Source organism: Novosphingobium sp. TCA1, assembly GCF_009811895.1.
In the GTDB taxonomy this organism is placed as follows: Bacteria; Pseudomonadota; Alphaproteobacteria; order Sphingomonadales; family Sphingomonadaceae; genus Novosphingobium; species Novosphingobium panipatense_A.
Map to the genome: position 1 here is coordinate 32,054 of NZ_BLJH01000018.1, position 24,237 is coordinate 56,290.

The 24,237-nt window shown below is 62.7% G+C and carries 24 protein-coding genes; 10 read left to right on the plus strand and 14 right to left on the minus strand.

The features are described from left to right. The first annotated feature begins 8 nt into the window (after positions 1-8). From NTCA1_RS18605 to NTCA1_RS18625, 5 genes are all read left to right on the plus strand, one after another. Positions 9-1,808: a conjugal transfer protein TraN gene (locus NTCA1_RS18605; RefSeq protein ID WP_236549460.1), complete on the plus strand. Its 1,800-nt coding sequence runs from the start codon at positions 9-11 to the stop codon at positions 1,806-1,808. A gap of 40 nt (positions 1,809-1,848) precedes the next feature. Further along, complete coding sequence (locus NTCA1_RS18610; RefSeq protein ID WP_159831381.1) at positions 1,849-2,181, plus strand: hypothetical protein; 333 nt, start codon at positions 1,849-1,851, stop codon at positions 2,179-2,181. Positions 2,182-2,411: 230 nt separating this feature from the next. Further along, positions 2,412-3,215, plus strand: a complete 804-nt coding sequence (locus NTCA1_RS18615; RefSeq protein ID WP_159831382.1) for a conjugal transfer protein TraF — start codon at positions 2,412-2,414, stop codon at positions 3,213-3,215. Between the two features lie 65 nt (positions 3,216-3,280). Next, positions 3,281-4,681, plus strand: coding sequence for a conjugal transfer protein TraH (locus NTCA1_RS18620; protein ID WP_159831456.1), 1,401 nt, complete (start codon positions 3,281-3,283; stop codon positions 4,679-4,681). 22 nt (positions 4,682-4,703) lie between these two features. Further along, positions 4,704-7,520 carry a conjugal transfer protein TraG N-terminal domain-containing protein gene (locus NTCA1_RS18625; RefSeq protein WP_159831383.1) on the plus strand — a complete coding sequence of 939 codons (2,817 nt, stop codon included), beginning with the start codon at positions 4,704-4,706 and terminating at the stop codon, positions 7,518-7,520. 6 nt (positions 7,521-7,526) lie between these two features. On the opposite strand, the gene NTCA1_RS18630 is transcribed toward NTCA1_RS18625, so the two are convergent. Continuing rightward, positions 7,527-7,742, minus strand: a complete 216-nt coding sequence (locus tag NTCA1_RS18630; RefSeq protein WP_159831384.1) for a hypothetical protein — start codon at positions 7,740-7,742, stop codon at positions 7,527-7,529. Positions 7,743-7,970: 228 nt separating this feature from the next. Between NTCA1_RS18630 and NTCA1_RS18635 the strand changes: the two genes are divergently transcribed. Genes NTCA1_RS18635 through NTCA1_RS18645 form a run of 3 tightly spaced genes read left to right on the plus strand, consistent with a single transcriptional unit; the run spans position 7,971 to position 9,480 of the window. Continuing rightward, on the plus strand, positions 7,971-8,153 hold the full coding sequence (locus tag NTCA1_RS18635; RefSeq protein WP_126001443.1) for a hypothetical protein: 183 nt from the start codon (positions 7,971-7,973) through the stop codon (positions 8,151-8,153). Positions 8,154-8,162: 9 nt separating this feature from the next. Beyond that, complete coding sequence (locus NTCA1_RS18640) at positions 8,163-9,020, plus strand: hypothetical protein (protein ID WP_159831385.1); 858 nt, start codon at positions 8,163-8,165, stop codon at positions 9,018-9,020. A 1-nt stretch (position 9,021) separates the two neighbouring features. Next, positions 9,022-9,480, plus strand: coding sequence for a hypothetical protein (locus NTCA1_RS18645; protein WP_159831386.1), 459 nt, complete (start codon positions 9,022-9,024; stop codon positions 9,478-9,480). A gap of 9 nt (positions 9,481-9,489) precedes the next feature. On the opposite strand, the gene NTCA1_RS18650 is transcribed toward NTCA1_RS18645, so the two are convergent. Continuing rightward, the gene (locus tag NTCA1_RS18650) at positions 9,490-10,539 is read right to left on the minus strand and encodes a site-specific integrase (protein ID WP_236549449.1); all 1,050 of its coding nucleotides are present in this window, start codon (positions 10,537-10,539) and stop codon (positions 9,490-9,492) included. A 341-nt stretch (positions 10,540-10,880) separates the two neighbouring features. On the opposite strand from NTCA1_RS18650, the gene NTCA1_RS18655 reads away from it, so the two are divergent. Both NTCA1_RS18655 and NTCA1_RS18660 read left to right on the plus strand, forming a co-directional pair. Further along, positions 10,881-12,617, plus strand: a complete 1,737-nt coding sequence (locus NTCA1_RS18655; RefSeq protein WP_159831387.1) for a hypothetical protein — start codon at positions 10,881-10,883, stop codon at positions 12,615-12,617. Beyond that, a complete protein-coding gene (locus tag NTCA1_RS18660) occupies positions 12,617-13,750 on the plus strand; it encodes a hypothetical protein (protein WP_159831388.1) in 1,134 nt (377 codons plus the stop codon). Before NTCA1_RS18655 ends, NTCA1_RS18660 begins: the two co-directional genes overlap by 1 nt. A 180-nt stretch (positions 13,751-13,930) precedes the next feature. On the opposite strand, the gene NTCA1_RS18665 is transcribed toward NTCA1_RS18660, so the two are convergent. The 12 genes from NTCA1_RS18665 to NTCA1_RS18720 all read right to left on the minus strand — a co-directional run bounded on the left by NTCA1_RS18665 (position 13,931) and on the right by NTCA1_RS18720 (position 24,220). Further along, positions 13,931-14,587: a 2-dehydro-3-deoxy-6-phosphogalactonate aldolase gene (locus tag NTCA1_RS18665; protein WP_236549450.1), complete on the minus strand. Its 657-nt coding sequence runs from the start codon at positions 14,585-14,587 to the stop codon at positions 13,931-13,933. A gap of 8 nt (positions 14,588-14,595) precedes the next feature. Then, positions 14,596-15,087, minus strand: coding sequence for a peptide-methionine (S)-S-oxide reductase (locus NTCA1_RS18670; protein WP_236549451.1), 492 nt, complete (start codon positions 15,085-15,087; stop codon positions 14,596-14,598). Then, positions 15,084-15,947 carry an alpha/beta fold hydrolase gene (locus NTCA1_RS18675; protein ID WP_201282544.1) on the minus strand — a complete coding sequence of 288 codons (864 nt, stop codon included), beginning with the start codon at positions 15,945-15,947 and terminating at the stop codon, positions 15,084-15,086. The genes NTCA1_RS18670 and NTCA1_RS18675 overlap by 4 nt, the downstream gene beginning before the upstream one ends. Before the next feature lie 21 nt (positions 15,948-15,968). Then, positions 15,969-17,504 carry an MmgE/PrpD family protein gene (locus NTCA1_RS18680; RefSeq protein WP_159831390.1) on the minus strand — a complete coding sequence of 512 codons (1,536 nt, stop codon included), beginning with the start codon at positions 17,502-17,504 and terminating at the stop codon, positions 15,969-15,971. A gap of 130 nt (positions 17,505-17,634) precedes the next feature. After that, positions 17,635-18,135 carry a Dps family protein gene (locus tag NTCA1_RS18685; RefSeq protein ID WP_159831391.1) on the minus strand — a complete coding sequence of 167 codons (501 nt, stop codon included), beginning with the start codon at positions 18,133-18,135 and terminating at the stop codon, positions 17,635-17,637. A gap of 189 nt (positions 18,136-18,324) precedes the next feature. Next, complete coding sequence (locus tag NTCA1_RS18690) at positions 18,325-18,591, minus strand: hypothetical protein (RefSeq protein WP_159831392.1); 267 nt, start codon at positions 18,589-18,591, stop codon at positions 18,325-18,327. A 142-nt stretch (positions 18,592-18,733) separates the two neighbouring features. Then, positions 18,734-19,489 carry an SDR family NAD(P)-dependent oxidoreductase gene (locus NTCA1_RS18695; RefSeq protein WP_159831393.1) on the minus strand — a complete coding sequence of 252 codons (756 nt, stop codon included), beginning with the start codon at positions 19,487-19,489 and terminating at the stop codon, positions 18,734-18,736. A 90-nt stretch (positions 19,490-19,579) separates the two neighbouring features. Further along, the gene (gene argS, locus NTCA1_RS18700; protein WP_159831394.1) at positions 19,580-21,325 is read right to left on the minus strand and encodes an arginine--tRNA ligase; all 1,746 of its coding nucleotides are present in this window, start codon (positions 21,323-21,325) and stop codon (positions 19,580-19,582) included. A 27-nt stretch (positions 21,326-21,352) separates the two neighbouring features. Beyond that, positions 21,353-21,634 carry a DUF427 domain-containing protein gene (locus NTCA1_RS18705; protein WP_159831395.1) on the minus strand — a complete coding sequence of 94 codons (282 nt, stop codon included), beginning with the start codon at positions 21,632-21,634 and terminating at the stop codon, positions 21,353-21,355. A gap of 45 nt (positions 21,635-21,679) precedes the next feature. Continuing rightward, entirely contained in the window at positions 21,680-21,952 is a 273-nt protein-coding gene (gene grxC / locus NTCA1_RS18710; protein WP_126001427.1) for a glutaredoxin 3, read from the minus strand. Between the two features lie 59 nt (positions 21,953-22,011). Beyond that, positions 22,012-23,745, minus strand: coding sequence for a cytochrome c biogenesis protein DipZ (locus NTCA1_RS18715; RefSeq protein WP_159831396.1), 1,734 nt, complete (start codon positions 23,743-23,745; stop codon positions 22,012-22,014). Positions 23,746-23,863: 118 nt separating this feature from the next. Beyond that, positions 23,864-24,220 (minus strand): response regulator, encoded by a 357-nt coding sequence (locus NTCA1_RS18720; protein ID WP_236549461.1) that lies wholly within the window; start codon positions 24,218-24,220, stop codon positions 23,864-23,866. Positions 24,221-24,237: the final 17 nt, after the last annotated feature.

The following is a 24,237-nucleotide window of genomic DNA, read 5'->3' on the forward strand; positions in this document are numbered from 1 at the left end:
CACAGGAGATGACCGTTGAGCAGGCCCGCGAAGAGGGCAAGGCGATGGCCCAGCAGAAGCGCAATGATCCTTCATTGGTGCCTTCCAGCGACGAACAGGCGCAGGCGGTGCCGGGGTTCACCGGCACCAGTCTGCCACAGAGCACATATTTCGACGATCCGGACAGGCTTGTGGCGGATGCCCAGGCTTCGAAGGCGGGCAACGAGAGTTACCGGATCGTCACAGACGCTGACCGCGTGCGCCCGACCTTCAGCAATGCGGAGATTCTCGCGACGACCAGTCGCGCCACGCAGGTCGAGAACGATCCCACCGCGTTTCTCGATGGAGAAAGCATATCGGCGGGTTCGGGGACGTGCACGCCGTTGCCGCCGGGGATTGGAACGGAGGGTTATTACGAGGCGACCTGCAACACGGGCACCAAACTCACGGAAGAGCCGCGCACCTGTACGATCAGGATGGTCCCGCAGATTACGAACAGCGAGCGCTGGTTCTACTATGGCGTCCCGGCCAACCTGGCCGGCTACGGGTTCGCGGACTTCAATTATCTCAACGCCAAGTCGGTGGCGGGCGTCTGCCGGTCGACCGGAGTCAGCAAGCACATCTGCGATGCACAGATGGATCTAGGCGCGGGTGGCGATGATCCAGCCGCCTACCTGCGCTTCTGCAAGCGGCGGCTTTCCGGGACCGCAACCCAGTTCTCGTGCGGCGCCGAGCTCCCGCAAGGGGAGCTCCCTCATCATTATAACCATGCGACCGGGACCGTCTTCCTCAAGAAGGAAGGCGAGGTAAGCGTCACCGTCTCGCGTGACGACAGCAGCTGCGCTGGTTTTGCATCGGACGAGTTGTGCCGGAGATCGTCCGACGACGACGTCTGCGTTGAGGGCGCCGAAACGCGGACCTTCGAAGGCGTCCCGATCACCCAGTCGTGCTGGGCATGGCAGCGCAACTACATGTGCCACACGCTGAGCAGAGGAAACGACTGCACGGACCTCGAGAACAACCGCCAGTGCAATCATCTCCGAGATACGTGCCTGGACGATCCCCAAAGCGGACCCTGCAAGGTCGTTGAGAAGGTCTATAAATGTCCGGCGCCGGGCAGCACCGTGCCGGGTGACAAGCAGTATATCTGTGGAAGCGACGTCTATTGCATCAACGGCGATTGCGAGCCGATCGTCCGGGAAGCGTCGACCGAGTTCAGGGACGCGCTCGTCGGACTGCACTCGCTCGATCAGGCGGGGAAGGAATTCAACGAGGCTGATTACCGCGTCTTCAGTGGGAAGCGGGAAACCTGCCACAAGCCGGTCTTCGGATTGATCAACTGCTGCGCTGGCAAGGTATCCGGTGTCGTGCCGGTTGCGGCAGGGGCTGCGGCACTCGCCGGCGGACCGGTTGCCATCGCCGCTTTCGCCACGCCGTTCCTAACCCTGTTCGCCTGCTCACAGGATGAGATGAAGCTCGATATCAAGGATCGAATGGGCTTCTGCCACAATCTCGGCAGCTACTGCTCTTCGAGCTTCCTCGGCATCTGCAAGACGAGGCGCACCGCCTATTGCTGCTTCGAGAGCAAGCTCTCCCGCATTCTTCAGGAACAGGGACGAGTCCAGCTTGGAAAGCCTTGGGGTCCTCCAAAGCGGGAGCAATGCCAAGGCTTTGCGATCGAAGAGTTCGCCCAGCTCGATCTATCGCTGATGGATTTCACCGAGGTTTATTCCGACTTCATGGAGGCCGCGAAGCTGCCCGATGAAGTGCAGACGCTGTCCAACATCCAGCACAAGATCCAGGCCTACTATGACCTACATGGCAACTGATCCGCGGCCCGCCGGGGTTGGCAGCCCGTGCCCTTGGGCCATGACGGTCTTCGAGCTCGCCATCTTCCTGGCCGTCTATCGTGCCATGAGCCCGATCGGTTCGGACGCTCTTGCGGAGACATTGAGCGGCTGGTTCGAGACGGCGATCACCGGTGAGGACGTTACCACTGCAGCAGCTGGAATGGTCGGTCGCGGTTGGCTGGCGATGATTGGCGGCAGCCTGATGGCGACCGAGGAGGGCCGACGGGTCTCCCGCGTGCTCGCAAACGGCCTCATCCGAATGCTCGATCAGGGGACGCGCCTGATCGACGTCGCCCTGATGATGGCCGTGCTGCGCCTAACGACAGGGGAGCTGGACGATGGCCGTCTTTGAATTGCCCGCCATCGTGGCGTTGCTCCTCATCCAGTCGCCGCTTCCGCCTCCCAAACCCGGCCACCCATGCGGAACAAGAAGCACCCGCGGTTTCGACTGCTGCCTCCACCTCCCCGCTTGGAGCACGCCGGCCGCACCCGACCCACTACCCCACCTGCCCCCACCCTCCGCGACAAATCAAACTGACGGTGAAAGGACGCCAACGGATGTTGCGACACGCTAAGGTAGCGATGCTTCTGCTCGTCTTGTCGCCGGTCGTGGTTGGAACGCCGGCATTGGCGCAGGACGGAGCGGTCGCCGAAGACGGGCTCGATCGCGATGCGCCTGACGCCTTTTACTGCGGCGAGCGGAAGCTCGGCCAATGGTTTTATTGTGCCAAGCCGAAGCCGGCCGAGAACAGGGAAGCGCGCCAGCCGCCGCCCGTTGCCAGCGCTGCGGAGCGAATGGCGGCGATCACGAAGCAGCTCGACGAGTTGAAGGCGCGCGCCATTCTCGAGCCGACCGAGGCCAATGTCATCGCCTATGTGCGCTTCCAGCGAGAGCAGCTCGATCGGGCATCGACCTTCTCCGACACTTGGCAACGCGCGCTGTGGCAGAACCCCGATCTCGACTACACCCTACAACGGCCGGTTTCGACCGTTGGAAAGAGACTGTGGCTCGACAACCGGAAGGCCGATCGCGACGCCGTGCTCACCAGGCTGGGCCAGCGCTATGGGCTGTTCTACTTCTACGCGCAGAGCTGTGGTGCGTGCGAGGTGTTCGCTCCCATCCTACGATCCGTGACCGACAGTCACAGGATGTCGGTGATGGCCGTCTCGATGGACGGCGGACCGAGCAAGGATTTCCCGAACTACGTCGTCGACTCCGGCCAGCGCGCTCGAATGGGTCTGGCCGGAAACGAGACGCCGGCACTCGTGCTCTTCGACACCCAGACCCGGCGGACGATCCCGGTCGGCTACGGCGTGCTCAGCGCCGACGAGATCATGGATCGCATCTTCATGCTGACCAACACAAAGGTGGGGAGCGACTACTGATGGCTCAGGCAAGAGGGAAGGGCAGGCGCCCTGGATTCCGCAGGTGGGCATCGACTTGGCTGGGCCTGATGGCGGTGTCGCACTTCGCCCTGGTCGGCGTTGCGCGCGCGGACGTCGCATCGGAGATGAACGGCTTTTTCAACGAGGCCGGCGGCGCCGCGAACGTAACCGGGCCGACGGCGTTTCAGGGGCAGTCGGCCGGCTACTATTCGCTCGGGAACGTGTGGACCCGCTTCCCCCAGAAGAGCGTGTCGCCGTTCAATCTGCAACTTCCAAGCGCCCGGGCAGGCTGCGGCGGGATCGACCTGTTCAGCGGCAGCTTCTCCTTCATCAACGCCTCCGAGATCGTGGCGATGCTGAAGGCCACCGCGAACAACGCCTTGGGCTTTGCCTTCAAGCTGGCGATCGATTCCGTGTCGCCAGAGATTGGCAAAGTCATGGACGAATTCAGCCAGAAGGCTCAGCTGCTGAACCAGATGAACATCTCGAGCTGTGAAACGGCTCAGGCGCTCGTGGGCGGCATCTGGCCTCAGATGGACTCGACCCGATCGACGATTTGCGAGGCGGTTGGCAACAGTCAGGGAGTATTTTCCGACTGGGCGGCGTCGCGGCAAGGGTGCAACAACGGCAACAGACGTGACGCGACGATCGCCGGCAACACCGATGGCAGCATGAAGGATCAGCTCGTCGGTGAGCCACACAACTACACCTGGGAGGCACTGAAGAAGTCGGCCAAGTTCGGCGCGTTCGATCAGTCGTTCTCGGAATATGTGATGACCCTGGTCGGCACGGTCGTCACAACGCCTTCGACCGATCCGGCCGTTGGCGGCAAAGTTGTCATGTTCGGTCCCGCAGAGGAGGCAGTGGTCACCGCGCTCCTCGACGGGACGACGAATGCGCCGGCTGTGAAAATCCTGAAGTGCAACGATGCCGACTGCTACGACGTCGGCGAGCAAACGCTGACCGTTCCGGCCTCTGCCGCGCTTCGTCCCCGGATCGCCTCGATGATCAAGTCGATGAGCGGTAAAATCCGCTCCGATACGGCGTTGGACGCCGCCGAAAAGCAGCTTCTGAATATCGCCACTGTTCCGATCTACAAGATTCTGGCCGTTCAAGCCTACGCGCATTACGCCTTGACCGATGGCGAGATCGAGACGCTGTCCGAGATCGTGGCGGTCGATCTCCTGGCGGCGATGCTGGACAACATGCTCGACCGTGTCGAGCAGGCCCAGACGCATTACCAGACTTTCGATCAGGCGACGGCGGCGCAGTGGAAACAGCAGATCGCTGCGACCCGCCTGAAATTCTCGCAGCGCGACGTCAAGCTCAACAACAAGCTTCAGGTGACGATGCAGATCATCAACCGCAGCATCATGCTCGAGTCCACCCTGCAGAATTCGATGACGCCCGGGATGTCGTCGGCACTCAATTTCTCTCGCGGGCTCAACGCACAGGGTCTGATGTAGGGCAGCGGCAGGGGGTGGGGCGATGTTGGAGGTCTTCACAGTCGGAGGTGGCGAGTATCTCGTCAACACCTTCAACGCCGTCGCGGCCTGGTCGGGGGGAGGGGGCTACCGCTCGCTCATCCGCGTCGTGCTGGTCATGGGCTTCATCTACTCGCTGTTCGTTGTCGCATTCACCCTCAACTTCCGCGCCTGGTTCAACTGGTTTCTGCAGTCGACGCTGATCTATCTTTGCCTGATGGTCCCGACGGTTGACATCAAGGTGACCGACCGGATCAATCCTTCCCTCGCTCCCGCCACCGTGTCGAACGTGCCGCTGGGTCTCGGGGTATTAGCCAGCTTCACAACGCAGATCGGCGACTGGCTGACCCGCACGGCCGAGACGGTCTTCGTGATGCCAGGAGAGCTCAACTACACCACCAACGGCATGGTCTACGGTGCGCGCTTGTTCGATGCGACGCGCAACTTCATCATCAGGGACGCAGAGTTTTCGACCAATCTCGAGGAGCACTTCAAGAAGTGCCTCTTCGGCGACGTCATGCTCTACCAGAAGTCGCTGACCAACCTCGCGCAGTCGAAGAACCTCTGGGTCGACATCGGCCCGGGATCGGAGGCTCGCTCGCAGGAGTGGCTGGAGCGGCAGGGCGATGGCACGGTCAACAACTTCATTGTCACCTGCCGTCAAGCGTACCAGATGCTCGATGCGCAGTGGGCGCCGATGATCGAGGCCAATACGCCGCTCTGGGGGAAGGAGCTCTATCCGAAGCTGAGCAACGCGCTGGCGGGCGATAAGCTCAGGCACGACCTGCCAATCGCGAATGCCGCCTTCACGGGGGCAGGCAGCAGCTATACGGAAGCAATGCGCCAGAATACGGCGATCAATGCCTTCATGCAGGCGCGCAACAGCATGTCGGGTGGCAATGGCGCTGCGACGATCGATACCTTCGCGCAGACGCGCGCCGATATCCAGGCTCGAAACACCTACAACTCGATAGCGCAGCAGGCGATGGCATGGGTGCCCATCCTGAACATTGTGCTGACAGTAGTGTTCTTCGCGATGTTTCCGGTGATCTTCCCCCTGTTTTTGATGCCTCAAACGGGGGTCAGCACTCTGAAGGGCTATGCCGTCGGTTTCTTCTATCTCGCGGCGTGGGGACCGCTGTACGTCATCCTTCACATGATCTGCATGACGCGGGCAGAGGCGGCAGCGACCGGCGTGGCCGGCGGGGGCGTGACCCTCGGCTCATATGCCGGGGTCGCGGCGGTGAATGGCGAGACGGCGACGATCGCCGGCTTCATGCTGATGAGCATACCGTTCCTCGCGGCCGGGCTGGCGCGGGGCGCCATGTCGATCGCAGGCCAAGCGACATCGATGCTGGCTCCCGCGCAGAACGCGGCCGAGGCGGCCGCGGTCGAGGCGACCACCGGGAACTACTCCTACGGGAACGTGAGCTGGGCGAACGCGACTTCCAACATGCGGCAAAGCGACCAGTGGTCGATCGCCCCCAGCTTCATGGGCGGGTCGACCAGCGTTGGCTGGCGGCAGGACAACGGCGCCGTCGTATCCGGGTTTGGCAACGGCCAGGACGTAATCGATATGGGCGGCGCGATCTCGCGTCTTGGCTTCACGCCGACCATGAATAGCGGGACCGTCTCCGAGTGGCGTCAGATGGCGAGCCAGGCGCATCGACAGGCACAGGCGTACGAGAACGCGGCTCAAGAGATTCTGACAAGCACGCACACCGACCGTAGCGCTTTCGGTACATCAACCGAACGCACGACCGGTTTCGAGGCTGGAACCGGGCGCTCCTTCAACACGAACGTCGAGCAATTCGATCGCACATCGGGGTCGAGCTCGCAGGGTCTCGAGGAGCGATCTTCCACCGGGCAAAGCCAACGCATTTCGGAAGGGCATGATCGGACGGCAGGGACGCTCGACCAGGTGCAAGGCAGCCTGACCGGTGGGATAGGTCGGAGCAGCGGCGGGCAGCGTTCGGGCAGCAACGGCAGGGCAGGTGGCCTCCTGCCGAGCGTGGGTGGATCGCTCGGTGTAAGCAGGACGGGAAGCCAACAAGACACATTACGGTATGGCACTGACGAGACGCGCTCGACAGATAGCTCAAGCTCGTCTTCAAGTGGTGTGCGTGACGAACATTCCAGTGGAAGTGGCGCCTCGACATCGGACGGCACCTACGATCGTTCAGGCGTCTTTAGCCGAGCTTCTTCCACGTCTTCGTCCTCTCAAAGCACTGAGGACGCGCTAGCGCGAGCAAAGTCCTACTCAGAGGCAGCGCGGCGACTGGAGGAACTTTCTCAATCGCTTTCACGCGATGCGAGCTTTGCCGAGTCTCATGGCATGCAGCTAAGCGAGAATATGAGCCAGGATTTGGCCCAGTGGTATCGCCAACAGCAGGCTCTTCATCCAAACATGGACGCGCCAGAGCTTTGGGCTACCGACCTCACTTCACAGCAGAAGGCCGTTCGGGACCAGATGATACAGCAATGGTCTCAGGAAAAGCGCGATGACCTTTGGAATGAGATCAGCGGAGATATTAGGGAGCCGGCACTAGTTGACGTGAATCGCATTGGCATCGGTGGAAATAGTGACGTCCGCGCTTCGTATCGCCCTCACGGAGTTGGTCGCATTGGCGGCGCGCCGTTGGGCGGCGATCCGGACGCAGCTGCAAGTATAATCGCGGACGGCCGGGCTCGCCTTGATTCTGACCGAGCGGCTGCACAGGCCGCACGCACGAATCGCGGTCACGCGGCCGTGGATTTGCAGTCTTCAGTATCGGAAGATCACAATCGAGGATTCTTCAACGATCCAGACCTACGAAAATAGAGCCCATCATACAGCTAAATAGAAATAGATCACGGTAGCGCCAAGTAACGCTATCGAGACTGCTCCGCCGATTGAGCGCCCGAGACTCGTGGGCTCAGCTTCCCCCTCAGAAAGCTCGCTGTAATCCTCGCACAGCTCATGAGGCTCTCGATCGATGAGCCTGAGAATGGGGCCGCCCGGATTATCCTGTGTCGAGAGATAGGTCGTCGTATCAAGCATCATCGTTATCCTAGGTGATGATATCATGGCCTTAAGTGCAAGCCAATGACCACGCCGTAACCGATCCGGCCTGCGTGACGAATATAAGCGCGGACTGGTGATCGATCGCGAGGAGCCGACGCACGGAGGGGGCGAGCGTGCGAAGGGCGGTGCGAACGGCCGCCGCTATGCGGCGGAACCAATCGGGAACCAGACCTTTACTCCGAGGCGGATAGGACATAGATTATCGCCATGGCCACGATCCTTTCTTCACGCGAACAGGCTGAGACCGGTGCTCTGGCGCGCCGTGTGGGCGGCTATGACGTGATGATCCGGCTCGAAAGAGAGCTCAAGAGGATCCAGGATGCTGGCAAGACCGGCAAGATCGAGCGCGATCCGAAGACCAAGCAGCTCCGCGTCGTCGCAGTCGCGTAGTTCGCTACTATGGCGCTGACGCTTTCGGTCATCGCCGGCATTGCTCTGCTCCTTCCCGGACTGTTCGCGGTCCTGTTCTGGAATGTGCGAGCGCGGCGCCATTCCGCCTCTCGCCCAGACCTCCCGATCACGGCCGTGAGCGTGCTCGCCATCTCGATCTGCGTGTCGATGATGACCCATCTGACGATGTGGTACGTATTCTTCGCGGGCCGGTTGTTCGCGGTGCGGGTCGGTGACGGATTGACCTACCTGGCACCTGACCTCGCGCTGCTCCCGCCGCTGGCCAACCCCATAGAGACCATCGTGCAGCTTACCCACGGCACGGCGACGAGCCCAGGCGAGGTGGCATTGGTCGCAGTCACCATTCTGTTGGAGATCGCATTTGTAGCAGCCGTGGTCGCGGACGACGGCTTCGACCTGATGCTCGAGGGCATGGACCTCAACAATCAGGGGTGGGTCTACACGTATATCATCCGGCCCGCACAGAACGACTACCGCCCGCTGGCATATGTGCTCACCACGCTCCAAAAGGACAATCTCGGTATCGGATTCCGCGGTGTCGTCGCCGATATTCGGCAAAGCGAACGCGGTGAGACATTGGCGCTGAGCCTCAGCGAGCCGGAACGCTTCCTGTTCGAGCTGAATGCCGGAAAGGATGGGGGTGGATATGGCGGTGAGGCCAGCGAGCCAAGCTTCGTTCGGCATAAGGATGAAGGCGTCGGCGATGTCGTGTCGCTCGACGGCAAGGTCATTCAGAACATCGTGATCTCCAATCCGCAGGCGAAGCGGCTGCAGGAGCTCAAGTCGCTTCTAGACGCAGGTGGCATACCGGCGACGCCGGAAGAGCCGTCCTCGGAGGATCGCTGAGATGCTCAGCGCAATGTTTATCCGTGCGACGATCGTCGTGAGTATGCTCGTCGCGGTAGCGGCGATTCTCGGCGGTCTGGTCTTGCTGCTTCAACGACCATGGTGGCCGTCAGTCGTGTTTCAGACCGGGCAACGACCGCGAGCCTATGCTCCTTGGCTAATCGGGACATTCGCGGCGGTTGCGGTGCTTGGGTACACCTTTCTCGGTGGGGCGGGATTGGCGATGGCTACGCTACTTTGGTTCATCCTTGCGCCGGCGGTGATCGTTCCCCGCGCGACCAAGGCGGCTTGGAATGCCGACACCGAAGAGCAGAGGGAATCTGCGCTCGCTGTGCGCAACCGGGTCCGGCTCGCTGCGCGCGAGTCCGAACTCGACGGTACCGAGTGCTGGAACCAATATGTGCTCGATCGAGCCCGAGCCGAGCGACAGGCGGAGTATCAGCCTCCGGGCGCAGGCTAAGCAGCTACCTCACAGGAAGCTCTCTCCGGCATGGTTCTTGAACCTTTCGGCCGAGCGGACATAATCCGACAAGATCTGCACGGTTTTGTGCCGGCTGACCTCCTGCATTTTGAAGATCGTCGCGCCTCGGCTTGCCGCTTCGGTCAGAAACCCGGAGCGTAACGAGTGTCCTGAAAACGTGCTCGCGTCGAAGCCGGCGTCTGAGGCGCAACGCTTGACGAGCCGCGCTACCGCTCTGTCGGACATCGGCGACGCGGTGAGCTCGTCTCCGCGGGTCAAGCGGCGGAACAGCGGCACTCGCTTTGCTTCGGCCTCAGTCCGTTCCAGGCCGGCTTCGAGGATCCGCACCGCGTCGATCCATTCGAGCAGCAGCGCCTTCGGCATGATCTGAGCGCCTTCCGGGATGGCGATCGTCGCGCCTTCTCCTGCCTGGTCGGTCTTGCTCGAACCGAGGTACAACTCCAGCCCTTTTTCATGCAAGCCGACGCTTCCCATCGTGAGACTCACCAGCTCGGACCGGCGCAGTGCTGCGGCCATGCCGATCGCAAGGACCGCCCGGTCGCGCTTCGCCCGCAATCCCGCACCTTTGATTTCGGCGAGCATGCTCAGCAGCGCGGCAGCATCGGCCGCGCTCTTGCGAGACTTCCGAATCGTCTTGGTGTGGCGGATGCCGGCGAGTGCCTCGCGGAGGCCGCCGGCAGCCGGGTGCGCGGTCGGCGCAGGATAGTTGCTTGACCGGTGGTGGTGCCCGATCGCGGCGACGCGCCGCTCGATCGTCGACGCCTTGAACCCGGCCGTGGCTTGGTTGGCCACGAACGCGGCGATCTGCTCCGGATGCGCCGGCATGATCGCCAGCCCGCGCGATCCGCACCATTCGCAGTAGATGGCCCAGTCTGACCCGTATGCGCGGTGAGTAGCGGCTGCACGCGCGGCCTCCTTGAACGCCGCGGCCTGCTCGAGGTCCTCGCGCAGGTTAGCGAGCATGCCATCCTGCGGCGCCAGCGCCTGCAGGACAGTTCCGTCCGAACCAGCTACATCGTCCGTTGCTTCGTCCACCACGACCGCTACCGCCTCATATCGGACGGGTTTGGCATCCCTTCCGCGCCTTGCCACCTATGTCCGATAAGGCATCTTATCGGACATATAAAGTGACTTTGCGCGTTCGAAATGGTGGTTTCGCATCTTGCACATCCAGCGAATGAAGCGCGGGGACTTAGCAGCCGTTGCCGCCGCCTGTCGTGTAGCGAAGGTCCTGGCAGTAGCGGACGTTTGGCCGCCGTTAGCGGCAATCTTATTTTCTCTGCGACAACTTGGTCGGTGGTGATATCGTCTAGTCGACGGCGGTTCCGTTTTGTCCTGCGTAGCGAGTCGTAAGACCACAATGCTGGGGAGATGGACAATTGGCGCGTACCGAATTTCCGACGAGACAGACTGTAAGCAGCGCTGGCGTTGCTCGAGGTGCGGCGTCCGATGTCGTCGGCACGCTCACACGGGAGGACGATAAAGACATACTGTCCTCACGGCGGCTGGATCTGCCGCCCACGGGCAATTTGAAGGCCAAAGTCGCAGTTGATGACCGTCCATCCAACACCACGCAGGCGGGACCGTTGCTGCGCTTCGTCGCCGGGATTGATGCCGCCGCCGCGCCGATGTCGCTAGACGAGCTTAGGAAGCTCGGCGACCCCTTCTCGCGGGGCGTGCTGCTCAAGGGTGGCACGCCAAGGACCGTGCGGGACCTATTCGAGGCCGTGGCTGCCATCGACGAACCGCTGCTGCCGCTCCGCCGTCTCTTCCTGATAGCGGAAGGCGGGCAGGCTAGGCTGGGTAGGCCCGACTTCGAGTTTAACGCGAGACTTGTCGTGACGTGGCAGTCCGCCGTACCTGGCGCGAGCATCGACGTCATGTTGAGCACCGTGCCCGTCGCCGACGACCCCAGCGCGCTGATGCAGGTGATCGCGTGGTCGGAAACGGACGGCGCCTTCCACTTCTTCGAGCGGGAGCGCCGCTCCGGAGAGTGGGTATGGGCCGGAAACTCGTTCCACGCGCTAGACACGCGATCCCGCGGCAAAGGACCTTTCGACAGCCACATCAACGGGGGCCTTGTGATGAAGGAGCTTAAAGCTCCGTGGAACCATTGGCACAGCGTGAGCGCGGGGATCGCACCTGAAGCGATCCCCGCGGACAGCGAGCTGTTTGCCGAGGCGATTTTCAAACCGATCGAGAGCGCACATTTGCTCGAGCCAATCGTGATGACTGCTGTGCGCCGCTGGACCAGGAGCCGCATGCAGCGGTCCATTGCCGATGCGCGGTTACGCGACGCCCATGACTACCTTCGGCAGCTTCTATGGTGCACCTCGGTGAACTTGGTGTCTTCGAATCGGATTTATGGGCGGCCCGACGACGGCACGTATCCGCTTCCGACCAGCTTCTTCATCGACTTCGATGCGCTCGCCTTTTTGAGTGATGAGTTAGCGCCCGATCAGCCTCTGCTGCCAGCGACACGGCTGAGTGTGGCGGCCGACTTATACGAAGTCGCGGTCACCGCGGCCGGAGTCGGCGTCGTCGAAGACGGCGGAGACGGAACGAGGCTCGAAGGCGACACCCACTTTGCCTTCCTCGTCCCCGAACGCGCGTTCGAGGACTTCGCCTCGCTGCAGCAGCTGGTCTCGTCAGGAGCCCTTAGCGCTCGCACAGCGCTTTGCCTGTTGCTCGTCGACTTCCACAACCCTGTCTTCTCACCTGAGCGCGCCGCGCTGTTGGCACATGCCCCGGCGGAGATCGCGCTTGACGGTGGGTCTGACCTAGATGCCCAGCTCCGCCGCTCGATCGGCGAACCGGCGGCGGGGTCCCCTGAGGCCCACTTCCTTGAGCTTATGGACGACGCGGACGTAGTCGGAACCGCGCGCAAGCGGATTCTAGATTTCCTCTCAGCGGTGCAGGCACGCCTGCTGACGGCAGACGGGGCCGCTGAACTCGTCAGGCTGGCTGACTCCAGGCGTCGCGCCTTCGCGTCCCGCAAGTTGGCCGAATTCCGTTCGTCGCTCGCCATCGGGCGCAATCCGGTCGCACACTTAGCAATGGCGGCAGACGGCTCGCTAATCACTAAAAACACCGACTTCGCCGAGGGAGAACGCTGATGGCATACCGCGCGCCCGGACTTATCGACGAGCTTTCGCCCGCGACGCAGCAGGCGTGGAACGAGCGCCTCTCCATCATCTTCCAAAGCCAGATCGCGTTGGCGAAACGGCTTGTGGAGCCCGACGCCTTGCGCGCTTGGCTCTTCGATCCGATCGCGGATGGAACCGACGGGACAGCGGAGGCAACGATAAGCTGGACGGCCTTTCCCAAGCGGGTCTCCGGATCGGGGCTGCCACCGTCGCAAGGATGGCAGTTGGTGGACGCCGATCGAAACGGCCACGAGGAATATTGCGAGTGGGAGGTCGCTCGCGACGCATCGGGCAAGGTCGTACGCGTTACCTTCACCTGCGAGACCGAGGACTACTTCGAGTTCCTTTCTGACAATGACGAGGACCTGCTGCTCGAGCTCTACCGCCGGCACGTGTCGCCGAACATCGAACTAGCGGACCTGCGGTCCGCCAACGGTGCCTACAACCCGCAGAACCGGTGGAACTTTCCGCAAAACGGCGGGGCTCGTGGTTTGATCATGCATATGGGGCAGGTGAACAATAGCTTCGGCGCTGCGGTGAACCTGTCGGCCGTCGCGACTTGGCCGAGGGTCAGCGATAATGGCACGCCGATCGTGGGCGAGCAGGAGTTGATTGCCTGCGCGCGCTTTGGCGACCGGGTGAGGCACAGCGATCCCCATATCGGCTCCGAGATCAACAAGCTGGTCCGGACAGGCAACGAGATCAGCTTAGCGGACCCCGTTGGTCTCTACATGGACAGCATTGACCTTTCGGACTTCGAGCTGCCGGCTGGCGTTGCGCCGGGCGATCTAATGCGTGTGGTCAGGGGCTCCGCCAACCATATGCTGCGTGTTATCTTCGAGGCACCCGAAGGCAGCGGCTTCGTTCTGGGAGACGTCCGCATCGGCGGGAACCGCATCCGCTTCGGAAGTCAGATCGCAGAGAAGGTCAACGTCCGGATACGTGGAATCGCGCGTCCCGCTGCCAAGCAAGCCCCCGCGCTGCGATGCGACAACCGACCCGAAGCAACGTTCTTGGACGCCGCTGAAGCGAATTTTGCGACCTTGTCCGCAATCTCCAAGAGCAGACTGTCCGCGACCCTGAATAGTGTCTCGGCGGAGTGAGCCGACGTAGGCGAATAGCGCCATCCCGCATGCATGCACGCGGTTCTCACCGCCTTCGAGCGCTAATAAGCCGCGCCGCAGTCACGAGCGTTACGGGCAGAGAGATCGCGAGGCTCACCCCCGAGCACCTTCATTCGTTGGGGAAGGCTATTTACCTGCTCCCTGTCCCGAGCCCTCCGCCTATCTACTTGCCGCAAGAGCACGGTGAGCGGCTACAAACGCCTCACCTCGTGCTCGCACTTCGAAATGTGTCATACCAGCCGAGTAAAGCGCTGATCCTAGCCCGAAGCCGGCGGCGCCTGCCGATCGCCAGCGGGACATTGATTCAGGATTGATTCCGCCGGTCGGGAGTATGCGAGTTCGTTGCGGCAGCACCGCCAGCGCCGCGTGTACGAACGCGGGGGTGAAACCCTCGGCCGGAAACAGCTTAAGTGCCGCCGCACCTGCCGCTATCGCCGCATATGCTTCTGTGGGTGTCGCGAAGCCCGGCAGCGCCGCCATGCCTCGCTCGGACGCGGCGGCGATGATGCGAACGTCTGTATTTGGCGCGATGACCAGCGTACCGCCGGCATCCTCGACCCTTGGGACATCCTCGACGTGAACAACGGTCCCTGCCCCCACGATCGCGCGTCCCGCAAGGTGCTGTGCTAGAAGCTCGATACTGAGCAGCGGCTCCGGCGAGTTCAGCGGTATCTCGATTAGGCCGATGCCCACTTCTACGAGCGCTTCGCCGATCGCCTCCACTTCCCGAGGATGGACTCCGCGCAGGATCGCTATGAGCGGGCAGCGTTCGAAAGCGTCGTTGAACAAATCAATGTGCGAAGACTGATGCGTCACGGGACTGCTCATTTCGAGGGGAGCGCAATATCTGCATACTCTCGGCGGATGAAATCGAGCTTCGGATCGATGTACCGACGACAGAACGGCCGGCTAGGGTCGGTGCGATAGTAGTTCTGGTAGCGCTCGTCCGACGGTAAGAAGCCGGTGAAAGGAATCACCTGCGTGTGAACTTCTTTCGCAGCTTCTTCCGCGAATCGGCGCACTGCCCGCTCAGCTTCCGCAAGTTGGTTAGGTTCGAAGATGTAGACCGCGCTGCGGTACTTGCCGCGGGGTGAACGTGCTCTGCCTGAAGAGTGTGTTCTAAGATGTACTTCGGCCAGCGTCTCCAGGCTGATAACGGACGGGTCGAACGTTACAATTACGCCTTCGGCCCAGGTGTCCGCCGGCGGTTCGGATTGAAGGAAGCCCTGATCCACCTGGGCGACGCCCCTGAGCGCCTGAAAGACGCCCTCCGTGCACCAGTGGCAGCCGCCACCGAGGCCGATCTTCATCGTCATCGACTTTGGGTCAGCGGATGGGTGCCGTTCGTCCTATTGCGAGAGCGAACGGCGTTGATGAAAGTCGTGATCCGAGCCGCGACCGCACCCGCCATCTCGACATGGGGATAGTGGCCGGCACCCTCTACCATCATCGTCTCCGCGGTGAGCTGCGCTGCAAGCGCTTGCGCCTCGGCGCTGGGATCGAGGAAATCCGGATCCTTGGTTCCCATGATCACTAAGGCCGGGACGGTGCTGTCATCCAGAATGGCAGCAGTATCAGCCTTCGAGAGTGACAGCATCCTGAGCAGCGCGTCCATCCTGCCAGGCTCCTTGAGATTTCGGGCGATCGCCTCTTTCACCTCGTTATGATCTGGCGCTCGCTGAGTCGTAAAAAGGCTGGTCCAGTATGTGGTCCAGAACCATGTGCGCCATGGCCCGGCGAAACCGATCTTGAGGATGAGCTGCTGCGCGGTCGAGAGCGGCAGGTCGCGTACGATAGGCCCCAGCAAGACCACTCCTCTGACGAGGCTTGGCGCTTCCCGTGCTGCCCACAGCGCGGATCCCGCGGCAAATGAGTTGCCCAGGATGAACGCCGGACCCGCATCGAGGCTTTGCAGGACAGCGATAGCATCACGAGCTACCGCGCGAGCTGAATAGTCAGACCATTGCGCCGACGTTTCGCCGAAGCCGCGCACATCCATCGTGACGACTCTCAGGCCTGCCTGCTGCAGCGCCGGCCTGATCAACCGATACTCTGATCGGAGATCGCCCATGCCGGGAATGCCGAGAACGATCGGACCGGCACCTTCTGTGTCGTCGAATGCGACGGATCCGCCCTCGTGGCGAACTACGTGCGTGTTCGGAGTGCCATCGATCATGATGCTTCCTTGCAGGACATGTTAGGCCAGCGCCATCGATCCGAAGTCGAACAGACCGTGCTCGTGCCTATGAACGAGATGAGCCGGGCAGACGGCGAAGGACAGTTCTCGCACCTGGGCTGCTGTCAGCTCCGGAAGGCGAGCGACCAGCCCCAGAAAGCGGTCCTGCTCTTCGCGGCCGACGACGCCGTCGGAAAGATCGCGGAACTTTGCGATGTACTGCTCGCGCCCGAAGGGCCGGCGTCCCAATGGGTGAGCATCGGCCACGGCGATCTCATCCTGGATGACCGAACCGTCCAAGAACGTGACGGTGATCCGTCCGCCGAATGCCTTCTCCGCGGGATCGCTCGAGTGATACCGACGTGTCCATTCCGGATCTTCGAGGGTCGATATCTTTCGCCACAGGGCAATCGTTTCTGGCCGCCTCGCGCGCTGCGGCGCGTAGGAGCGCTCATGATGCCAAGCGCCGTCCTCCAGCGCGACGGCAAGAATATACATGACGGAGTGGTCGAGCGTCTCGCGGCTCGCCCCAGAATCCATCTTCTGCGGATCGTTGGCGCCAGTGCCGATGACGTGGTGGGTATGATGGCTGGTGTGCAGCACGATATCACGCACGCGATCGAAGCCGCCTGCGCCTCGAATTCTTGGTCCCAGGCGGCGCGCCAGATCGATCACCGCTTGGCTCTGATACTCGGCAGAATGTTCCTTGGTGTAAGTGTCCAGAATGCCGCGTTTGGGCTCACCCTTGGCGGGCAGGGGCACCCTGTAGACATGGTCCGGACCGCTCAGCAGCCAGGCGATGACACCGTCCTCTCCTTCCCACGCTGGAGAAGGGGCGCCCTCGCCCCGCATCGCTCGATCGACGGCTTCGACCGCCATCTTTCCCGCGAAAGCCGGCGCGTAGGCTTTCCAACTGGAGATTTCGCCCTTGCGCGACTGCCGGGTGGTGGTCGTGACGTGCAGCGCCTGCTGCACGGCCTGATAGATGATCTCAACTGGCAGGTTTAGGAGTGCACCGATACCGGCCGATGCGGAGGGTCCCAGATGGGCGATATGGTCGATCTTGTGCTCATGCAGACTAATGCCTCGAACAAGACCGACCTGAATCTCGTAGGCGGCAGCCAACCCTCGTATCAATGCCGCGCCATTCTTTCCGATATGCTGCGCGACGGCCAACACCGCCGGAATGTTATCGGCTGGATGTGCGTAGTCCGCCGCCAGGAATGTGTCGTGGAAATCGAGCTCGCGGACCGCCACACCGTTGGCCCAAGCGGCCCATTCGGGCGACACTGTCTGGTCAAGCCCAAGACCGAACACGGTTGCTCCGGGCCGGTAGGGATGAGCCCCCGCTTGGGCGCGCGCATTCGCCACCGGCCGGCGCGAAACCGAGGCCGCGGCCACGGCGGCGTTGTCGATGATCCGATTGCCGATCATCTCGGACACTATGTTTTCCACCGGCGTGCGATCCGCGGCGACCTCGGCGATCTTCCAGCCGAGTTGGTCCTCGCGTGCCAGCGGCTCCGCTGAGCGGTACGTGCGGACCTCGTGAACGATCATCGTGCCGTGGCTTTCGGATCGACCACCGCCGGACTGTTCCAAGTCTCAGAAGAGGCAGGGTCGCTGATTTTATGAAGCGACGCGCAAGACTTCGCTGCTCGCGCGAGCATGGCTGGCTGGTGAGAGCGCCTTAGCTCGGTCGGCCTGCCTCGAAGAGAAACCATGCGCGGCGTTCGGCCTCATCCGTCCAAGTGTCGATGAGGCCAGAGGTGGCATTGTCCTTCGCTTCATCCGCGACGTCCTTCGCCCGTCGAAACCCTTCGACCATGTGAAGGTTGTCGGCCCGCAGCTCGGCCAGCATATCCTGCGGCGACACGAGTTCGGCATCGTTGTCCTTGATTGTCTGGTGGCGTGCGATGTCACCGATCGATGTCAGCGTGCGATTGCCAGTCTTCCTGGCCCGCTCGGCGATCGCATCAGTGACGGCGAGGATCTCGGCCGCCTGTTCGTCGAGCAGGAGATGATAGTCCCTGAAATAGGGACCAGAGACATGCCAGTGAAAATTCTTGGTCTTTAGATAGACCGCGTAGCTGTTCGCGAGGATGATCTTGAGCGCATCGGCTACGGTCATCGTTGCGGACTCGTCGAGGTCAGTGGGAGTTGCAACTGGCGCGGGACTGGCGTTGGTCATCGATAAGCTCCCTGAGTGGTGGCTTTCACAGGAGCCGGCATCGATTCCCCTTCGGCCGCTGAGGCCGATAGAATGAGTTTGCCTCGGTTCGATGTCCAATAACCAGCGGCTATAGTTTCGATAGCCTTCGGCAACGAAGGCGCGAGCTGCATTTAGGTCGCAAATCTTACACCGCGCGCGAGATGGAGTTTATCTGGCGGTCGTAAACCCAAGTACAAAGCTCACCACTTTCTCCGAAGACATCTCGCAAGGCCTGAGGAACGTCTTGCCGTTCGCCACTCGGTACAAATTGAAGCTTACGATATCGGTGCCGGCGAGATCTCTCGCAAACAGGCTGTTTCGCCGGCCATCGTCAGACCGCTGTACCGTCACGCCGTAGCGGCGGCCGTCAAAAGTCCCTTCACTATAGCCGCGCGGCAGACCTTCGAGCGCTGCTTCGAAGTCGGCGTTCTCCATTCAGGCAGCCGGTGCACTATCGGGACGGGACGCGGTCGGCAGGCACCCTTGCGCGGCGCGCCAGCCGACCCGCCTGCCTGCTGCCCGCGGCGCCGCGGTGCGGCGACCCGGCGAGGACGCGACTACAATCACGAGCGCGCCGTTAGACCAAGACACCGCCCGAAACGTCGATCACGGCCCCGGCTGTATAGCTAGCCGTCGGACCAACGAGATAGCTTACCGCGGACGCGACTTCCTCGATGGTAGCGATGCGACGTATCGGATGCAGGTCCAGGACAGCTTCAGGGAAATTTTCCGCAGCTCCTGCCGCCATGTCGGTTGGCATAATGCCCGGCTGCACCACGTTCACGGTGATATTGCGCGGCCCCAGATCGCGCTGCACGCCGCGGGCATACCCGGCGATCGCCGCCTTCGTGCCTGCGTAATCGGCAACCCCTGGCACGATCGCGCGAGTGCCTAGTCCGGATCCGATGAAAACGATCCGGCCGCCGTCCGAAATTGTCTGTGCCGCCGCCCGGGTTACCGCCACGGTCCCGAGGACGTTGACGAGCCATTGCCTGTCGAAAGCCGGCCCATCAAGCGTGGGATCGTCGACCAGCTTGCCCTGGACCGCGATCGCTGCGTTGTTGATAAGGATGTTTAGCTTGCCGAGCTCCGAGATCACCTGCTCAACCATCGGTTGCGCAGCGGAGCTATCTGCCTGATCGCACTGGATGGCGATCGCGCGCACCCCTTTGGCCCTCACCTTCTGGACCACGGCTTCCGCCTTAGCGGTCGAGGCGGCATAGGTGATCGCGATATCAGCGCCCTGTTCGGCGAGCGTCTCGGCCAGCACGGCCCCGAGACCCCGAGAGCCGCCGGTGATCAGCGCGACCTTGCCTTGTAGAACCTTCGACATTTGAGCTTCTCCTGTTGAGGCTTGGATGTCTGCGCGCCGATCGAAAGCAGGGGCGCCGACAGGTGGGTAGTATGGGCGCGGTTCGAGGGTTCACGGCGCTCGAGGCATCTGCTGCATCGGTTCGACACCCATCAGCGCCATGCCGTTGCGGATGACTTGTCCAATGGCGTTCGCCAGCGAGAGCCGGGCGTGACTGAGCGGGGCGTCGTCTTCCATGAGGAAGCGGCGCTGCGGATCATCGATGCCGGCGTTCCACATGGCGTGGAATGCGGCCGCGAGCTCAGCAAGGAAGAAGGCGATCCGATGCGGTTCGCGCGCAGCTGCAGACGCCTCCACGACGCGCGGGAATCGTGCCGCGTGTTTCACGAGCGCGAGATCGCGGTCGTCCAGTCGTGTCAGGTCGGGTGTGCCCCCCTGCTCGATGCCGGCTTCGGCCGCGCGATTTGACAGCGAGTGGATGCGCGCATGGGCATAGTGCACGTAGAAGACCGGGTTGTCCCTGGACGCCTCGACGACCTTCGCGAAGTCGAAGTCCATCGGCGCCTCGGCTTTGCGGGTCAGCATGGTAAAGCGGACGACGTCCTTGCCGACTTCCCGAACGACATCGGAGAGCGTCACGAAGTTGCCGGCGCGCTTCGACATCTTCACCGGCTCGCCCGCGCGAAGCAGGCGAACGATCTGCACCAGCTTGACGTCGAAACGCTTGCGCCCTTCGGTGAGGGCATCGGTAGCCGCGACGATGCGCTTCACCGTGCCCGCATGATCCGCGCCCCAGACGTCGATCATCTGATCGGCGTCACGTGCCTTCTCGAAGTGGTAGGCCAGGTCGACGCCGAAGTAGGTCCAGCTTCCATCTGCCTTGCGTATCGGCCGGTCCTGATCATCGCCAAAGAGTGTTGAGCGGAACAGCGGCAACTCGATCGGTTGCCAGTCCTCCGGTTCCGATCCCTTCGGACGGTCAAGCACACCATCATAGATGAGATCGCGCTCGCGCAGCCACGCCTCGGCGGCGGCGGGCCTGCCCGCTTCGAGAAGTTCGGCTTCGGATGCGAAGCGGTCATGACGAACGCCCAGCAGCGCGAGGTCCGCGCGGATCGTTTCCATCATCGCTGCGACGGCGCGCGAGCGGAAGATCGGAAGCCACGCGGCCTGCGGGGCGTGTCGGTAGCGGTCGCCGAAGTCCGCAGCCAAGGCCTGGCCGACGGGCTTGAGATAGTCACCCGGATAGAGGCCTTCTGGAATATCGCCGACGCTGTCGCCCAGCGCCTCGAGGTAGCGGAGGTGGGCGGATCTGGCGAGGACGTTCACCTGCCCCCCGGCGTCGTTGACGTAGTATTCGCGGATCACGCGGTGCCCGGTGAACGCCAGCAGGTTCGCCAGCGCGTCCCCCACGACCGCTCCGCGGCAATGTCCCATGTGCATCGGGCCGGTCGGATTGGCCGAGACGTATTCGACGTTCACCGTCTTGCCGGCACCGGAGTCCGATTTGCCATATCGCTCGCCCGCGTGCGCGATCGCCGCCAGCTCGTCCCGCCACGCGTCGTCGGACAGGCGCAGATTGATGAAGCCCGGCCCGGCGACGTCGACCCTTGTCACTTCCTCGAGCGCCGCCAACTGGTGGGCGAGCGCCTCGGCGAGCTGCCGCGGCGGGACGCCGGCAAGTCTCCCCATCACCATCGCAGCATTGGTCGACAGGTCGCCGTGCGCAGCGTCATTCGGCATCTCCACGGTCACGCCGCTCCGTGCGAGACCGGCCGGCAGGTCGCCAGACGCCTCCAGCGTATCGAGCGCCCGCTCGAGGTGTGCGGCGACGCGAGCATGAAGCGCTGCCGGCATCAGCGGCCGCACCTGGCGAGGAGCTTGCTACGCAACCTCCACCCCTTTCCAGAATGCGAAATGATCCCTGATCGCTTCGGCATCCGCGGTCGGGTCGGGGTAGGTCCAGGCCGCATTCGGATTGCGCTCGCCGCCCACCCGAACATGGAAGTAGCGTGCCGAGCCCTTTATCGGACAGACGGACGAATGAGCACTCGCCTCGAGCCGGCTACGATCGACCTCCTCCGGCGGAAAGTAGTGATTGCCGTCGACAATCACGGTCTTTTCGCTCGCGGCGATAGTGGCGCCGTTCCAAACTGCCGAAACCATTTCCTATTCCCTCTTTTCATTGCTGGCTGGACGCGCCCAGGCGCATCAGGTGGCAGACGCCTCACCCGCGAGAAGCTTGTCGAGGCCGCCTTTGGCATCGAGCTCCAAGAGGTCGTCAGACCCTCCGATGTGCGTGCCGTTGATGAAAATCTGTGGAACCGTGGCCCGGCCCGACGCCTCGACCATAGCCTGCCGCTGAGCAGGATCTTCCTCGATGTCGTGTTCAGTCCATTGCACGCCCTTCTGCGTGAGCAGCGCCCTCGCGCGGCGGCAAAAAGGACACCAGCTGGTCGTGTAGAGAGTGATTTCGGGCGTCATGGCTACTGTCTCCGATCGTTCGCTGTTGAGGTCGATTGTGATGCCTCGGGCATTTCGTCTCAGCCGAAGGTGAAGGCGAAAGCCTGAGCGCCGGCGTCGAGGAACTCGATCGAGAAGGTGCGCTCGCGCACGGCTCCCTTCTGCCGAACGAGCTGGTAGAGACGTTGCCCCTCGATCATGCCGTTCCCAGCGTCATCGATGTCCGTGCCGTGATCGCCAGCGGGTGGCTTGCCGTCGATCGTGACGCGGAACCGAACCCGCCGGCCCGTGGCGGAAGGGCCGAGCACCAGGTGCACGTCGCGGGCATGAAAGCGGTAGACGATGCGGGCGCCGGCCGATTGGGCCGTGGCATGTTCCGACCCTGCAATCCAGCGTCCGGAAAGCGCCCAGGCATTCAGAGGCAGCCGAGGCGGCGCGACATAGTCATGCCCGGTTTCGCGCACGAGGCCCCCCGGTGACGTGAAACGCTCGCCACGCACATAGCCCAGGTAGGTCTCGGGTGAGCGTACATCGTTCCAGCTCGCTGCCGCCGAGCTTCCCGCAGTGCGCACCGATACGGTCCGCATGTCGCCGACGGCCTGGCCATTCTCGGCGAGGAGCCGCTGGATGACCTTTTCGGATTCGGCGTAGTTGCCTTCGCCGAAATGATGGTATCGGATGCGGCCGCGGCCATCGATGAAATAGTGGGCCGGCCAGTAGCGGTTGTCGAAGGCGCGCCAGATCGCGTGATTGTTGTCCAGCGCGACGGGATAGGTGACGCCTAGGTCACGCACCGCCTTCGCGACGTTGCCGGGATCCTTTTCGAAGGCGAACTCGGGGGCGTGAACGCCGATCACGACGAGCCCGGCCGCCCGATACTTCTGCTCCCAGGCTTTGACGTAGGGCAGCGTTCGCAGACAATTGATGCAGCTGTATGTCCAGAAATCGACCAGCACGACCTTGCCGCGCAACGCCTCTCGCGTGAGCGGTGGAGAGTTCAGCCAGTTCGTTGCACCGGTGAGCGGTGGCAACTCCCCCTCGATGGCGAGCGGGCCGTCTCCCAGCATGCTGGTTTGTGCCGAGCGATCATCCAGCCGGAACCTGTCCAGGAGTTTCTGTTCGACGGTCGACGTGCCGGCGAGCGAGAGCCTGGTCAGCAGGCCCGTGTCGAGCCCCAGCGCGATGGCGGCCACGGCGACGAGCACCAGCGCGCCGAGTGAGCGGCGGAACCAGTCGCCGACGCGGATCGACCGCTTCATCGCAGCGAATACGCGCCCGCCGACGAGTAGCGCCAGCGCGAGCGACGTTGCCGCGCCGGCGGCGTAGGCGAGCAGCAGCAGCGACGTGCCGACATTGGCGCCCTGCAGGGCAGCTCCGGTCAGAATCAACCCGAGGATTGGTCCCGCGCATGGCGCCCATAGAAGACCGGTGGCGAACCCTAGCAGCAGGGATGCCCAGAAGCTGCCGCCGGAGCGTTCCGGGCCGGTCGCCTCCGTGAGACGGGCGCCCAGCTTCACGAGCGGCCTGGTGGCCCGATCCGCGAGCGCGGGAAAGAGCAGCAGAAGGCCGAACAGCCCCAGTATCAGCAGCGCCACTGCTCTCCCGAGGCTGTTCGCCTGCACGGCCCAGCCGCCTCCGACAGCCGCCAGCGTCGCCACCCCGGCGAAGGTTACCGCCATACCCAGCAGAAGCGGCAGGCCACTGCGCATGAAGGGCTGACCTGCTCGCGCGAACACGAAGGGCAGCACTGGCAGGATACATGGGCTGATGATCGTCAGCACGCCGGCGAGGTAGGAGAGCATCAGCAGCAGCATCACGAGCACTCTTTCAGCGAGAAGAGGAGTAGCCGGGGTCTCCAGGCATCAGCGTCTCGTCCCGACCGGGGGCTGGAGCTTGCGCCGGCATTGATCCGCAGCGAGCGGGCGCGAGGTATCATGCCGCCATCCTCCGGACTGTCTCCAACACCCGGTCCTGACGATATGGCTTCGAGAAAAAGACGATGTCCTCGGGGAGGTCGGTCCCTTCCGGCCAGGGTCTCCCCGACGTGATGATGATCTGAATGGCGGGCCAGCGCTCGCGAATGCAGATCGCCAGCATGATGCCGTCGATCCCGCCGGGCATGTCTACATCGGTGAAGACGACTCGGACATCGAGCCGATCTTCCAGAGTGACGATCGCGTCCGTGGCATCGGCCGCTTGCAGCACCTCGAAACCGGCCTCCTCGATCATGTCCGATGCGAAAAGCCGAACAAGTGGCTCGTCTTCCACGACGAGAACCACGGGCCTCATCATTATACGCATTCCTC

Coding starts and splice junctions, on each gene's coding strand:
- NTCA1_RS18605 (WP_236549460.1), top strand. CDS start 9: ATGACCGTTGAGCAGGCCCGCGAAGAGGGCAAGGCGATGGCCCAGCAG.
- NTCA1_RS18610 (WP_159831381.1), top strand. CDS start 1,849: ATGACGGTCTTCGAGCTCGCCATCTTCCTGGCCGTCTATCGTGCCATG.
- NTCA1_RS18615 (WP_159831382.1), top strand. CDS start 2,412: ATGCTTCTGCTCGTCTTGTCGCCGGTCGTGGTTGGAACGCCGGCATTG.
- NTCA1_RS18625 (WP_159831383.1), top strand. CDS start 4,704: ATGTTGGAGGTCTTCACAGTCGGAGGTGGCGAGTATCTCGTCAACACC.
- NTCA1_RS18630 (WP_159831384.1), bottom strand. CDS start 7,742: ATGATGCTTGATACGACGACCTATCTCTCGACACAGGATAATCCGGGC.
- NTCA1_RS18635 (WP_126001443.1), top strand. CDS start 7,971: ATGGCCACGATCCTTTCTTCACGCGAACAGGCTGAGACCGGTGCTCTG.
- NTCA1_RS18640 (WP_159831385.1), top strand. CDS start 8,163: ATGGCGCTGACGCTTTCGGTCATCGCCGGCATTGCTCTGCTCCTTCCC.
- NTCA1_RS18645 (WP_159831386.1), top strand. CDS start 9,022: ATGCTCAGCGCAATGTTTATCCGTGCGACGATCGTCGTGAGTATGCTC.
- NTCA1_RS18660 (WP_159831388.1), top strand. CDS start 12,617: ATGGCATACCGCGCGCCCGGACTTATCGACGAGCTTTCGCCCGCGACG.
- NTCA1_RS18670 (WP_236549451.1), bottom strand. CDS start 15,087: ATGACGATGAAGATCGGCCTCGGTGGCGGCTGCCACTGGTGCACGGAG.
- NTCA1_RS18675 (WP_201282544.1), bottom strand. CDS start 15,947: ATGATCGATGGCACTCCGAACACGCACGTAGTTCGCCACGAGGGCGGA.
- NTCA1_RS18680 (WP_159831390.1), bottom strand. CDS start 17,504: ATGATCGTTCACGAGGTCCGCACGTACCGCTCAGCGGAGCCGCTGGCA.
- NTCA1_RS18685 (WP_159831391.1), bottom strand. CDS start 18,135: ATGACCAACGCCAGTCCCGCGCCAGTTGCAACTCCCACTGACCTCGAC.
- NTCA1_RS18690 (WP_159831392.1), bottom strand. CDS start 18,591: ATGGAGAACGCCGACTTCGAAGCAGCGCTCGAAGGTCTGCCGCGCGGC.
- NTCA1_RS18695 (WP_159831393.1), bottom strand. CDS start 19,489: ATGTCGAAGGTTCTACAAGGCAAGGTCGCGCTGATCACCGGCGGCTCT.
- argS (WP_159831394.1), bottom strand. CDS start 21,325: ATGCCGGCAGCGCTTCATGCTCGCGTCGCCGCACACCTCGAGCGGGCG.
- NTCA1_RS18705 (WP_159831395.1), bottom strand. CDS start 21,634: ATGGTTTCGGCAGTTTGGAACGGCGCCACTATCGCCGCGAGCGAAAAG.
- grxC (WP_126001427.1), bottom strand. CDS start 21,952: ATGACGCCCGAAATCACTCTCTACACGACCAGCTGGTGTCCTTTTTGC.
- NTCA1_RS18715 (WP_159831396.1), bottom strand. CDS start 23,745: ATGCTGCTGCTGATGCTCTCCTACCTCGCCGGCGTGCTGACGATCATC.
- NTCA1_RS18720 (WP_236549461.1), bottom strand. CDS start 24,220: ATGAGGCCCGTGGTTCTCGTCGTGGAAGACGAGCCACTTGTTCGGCTT.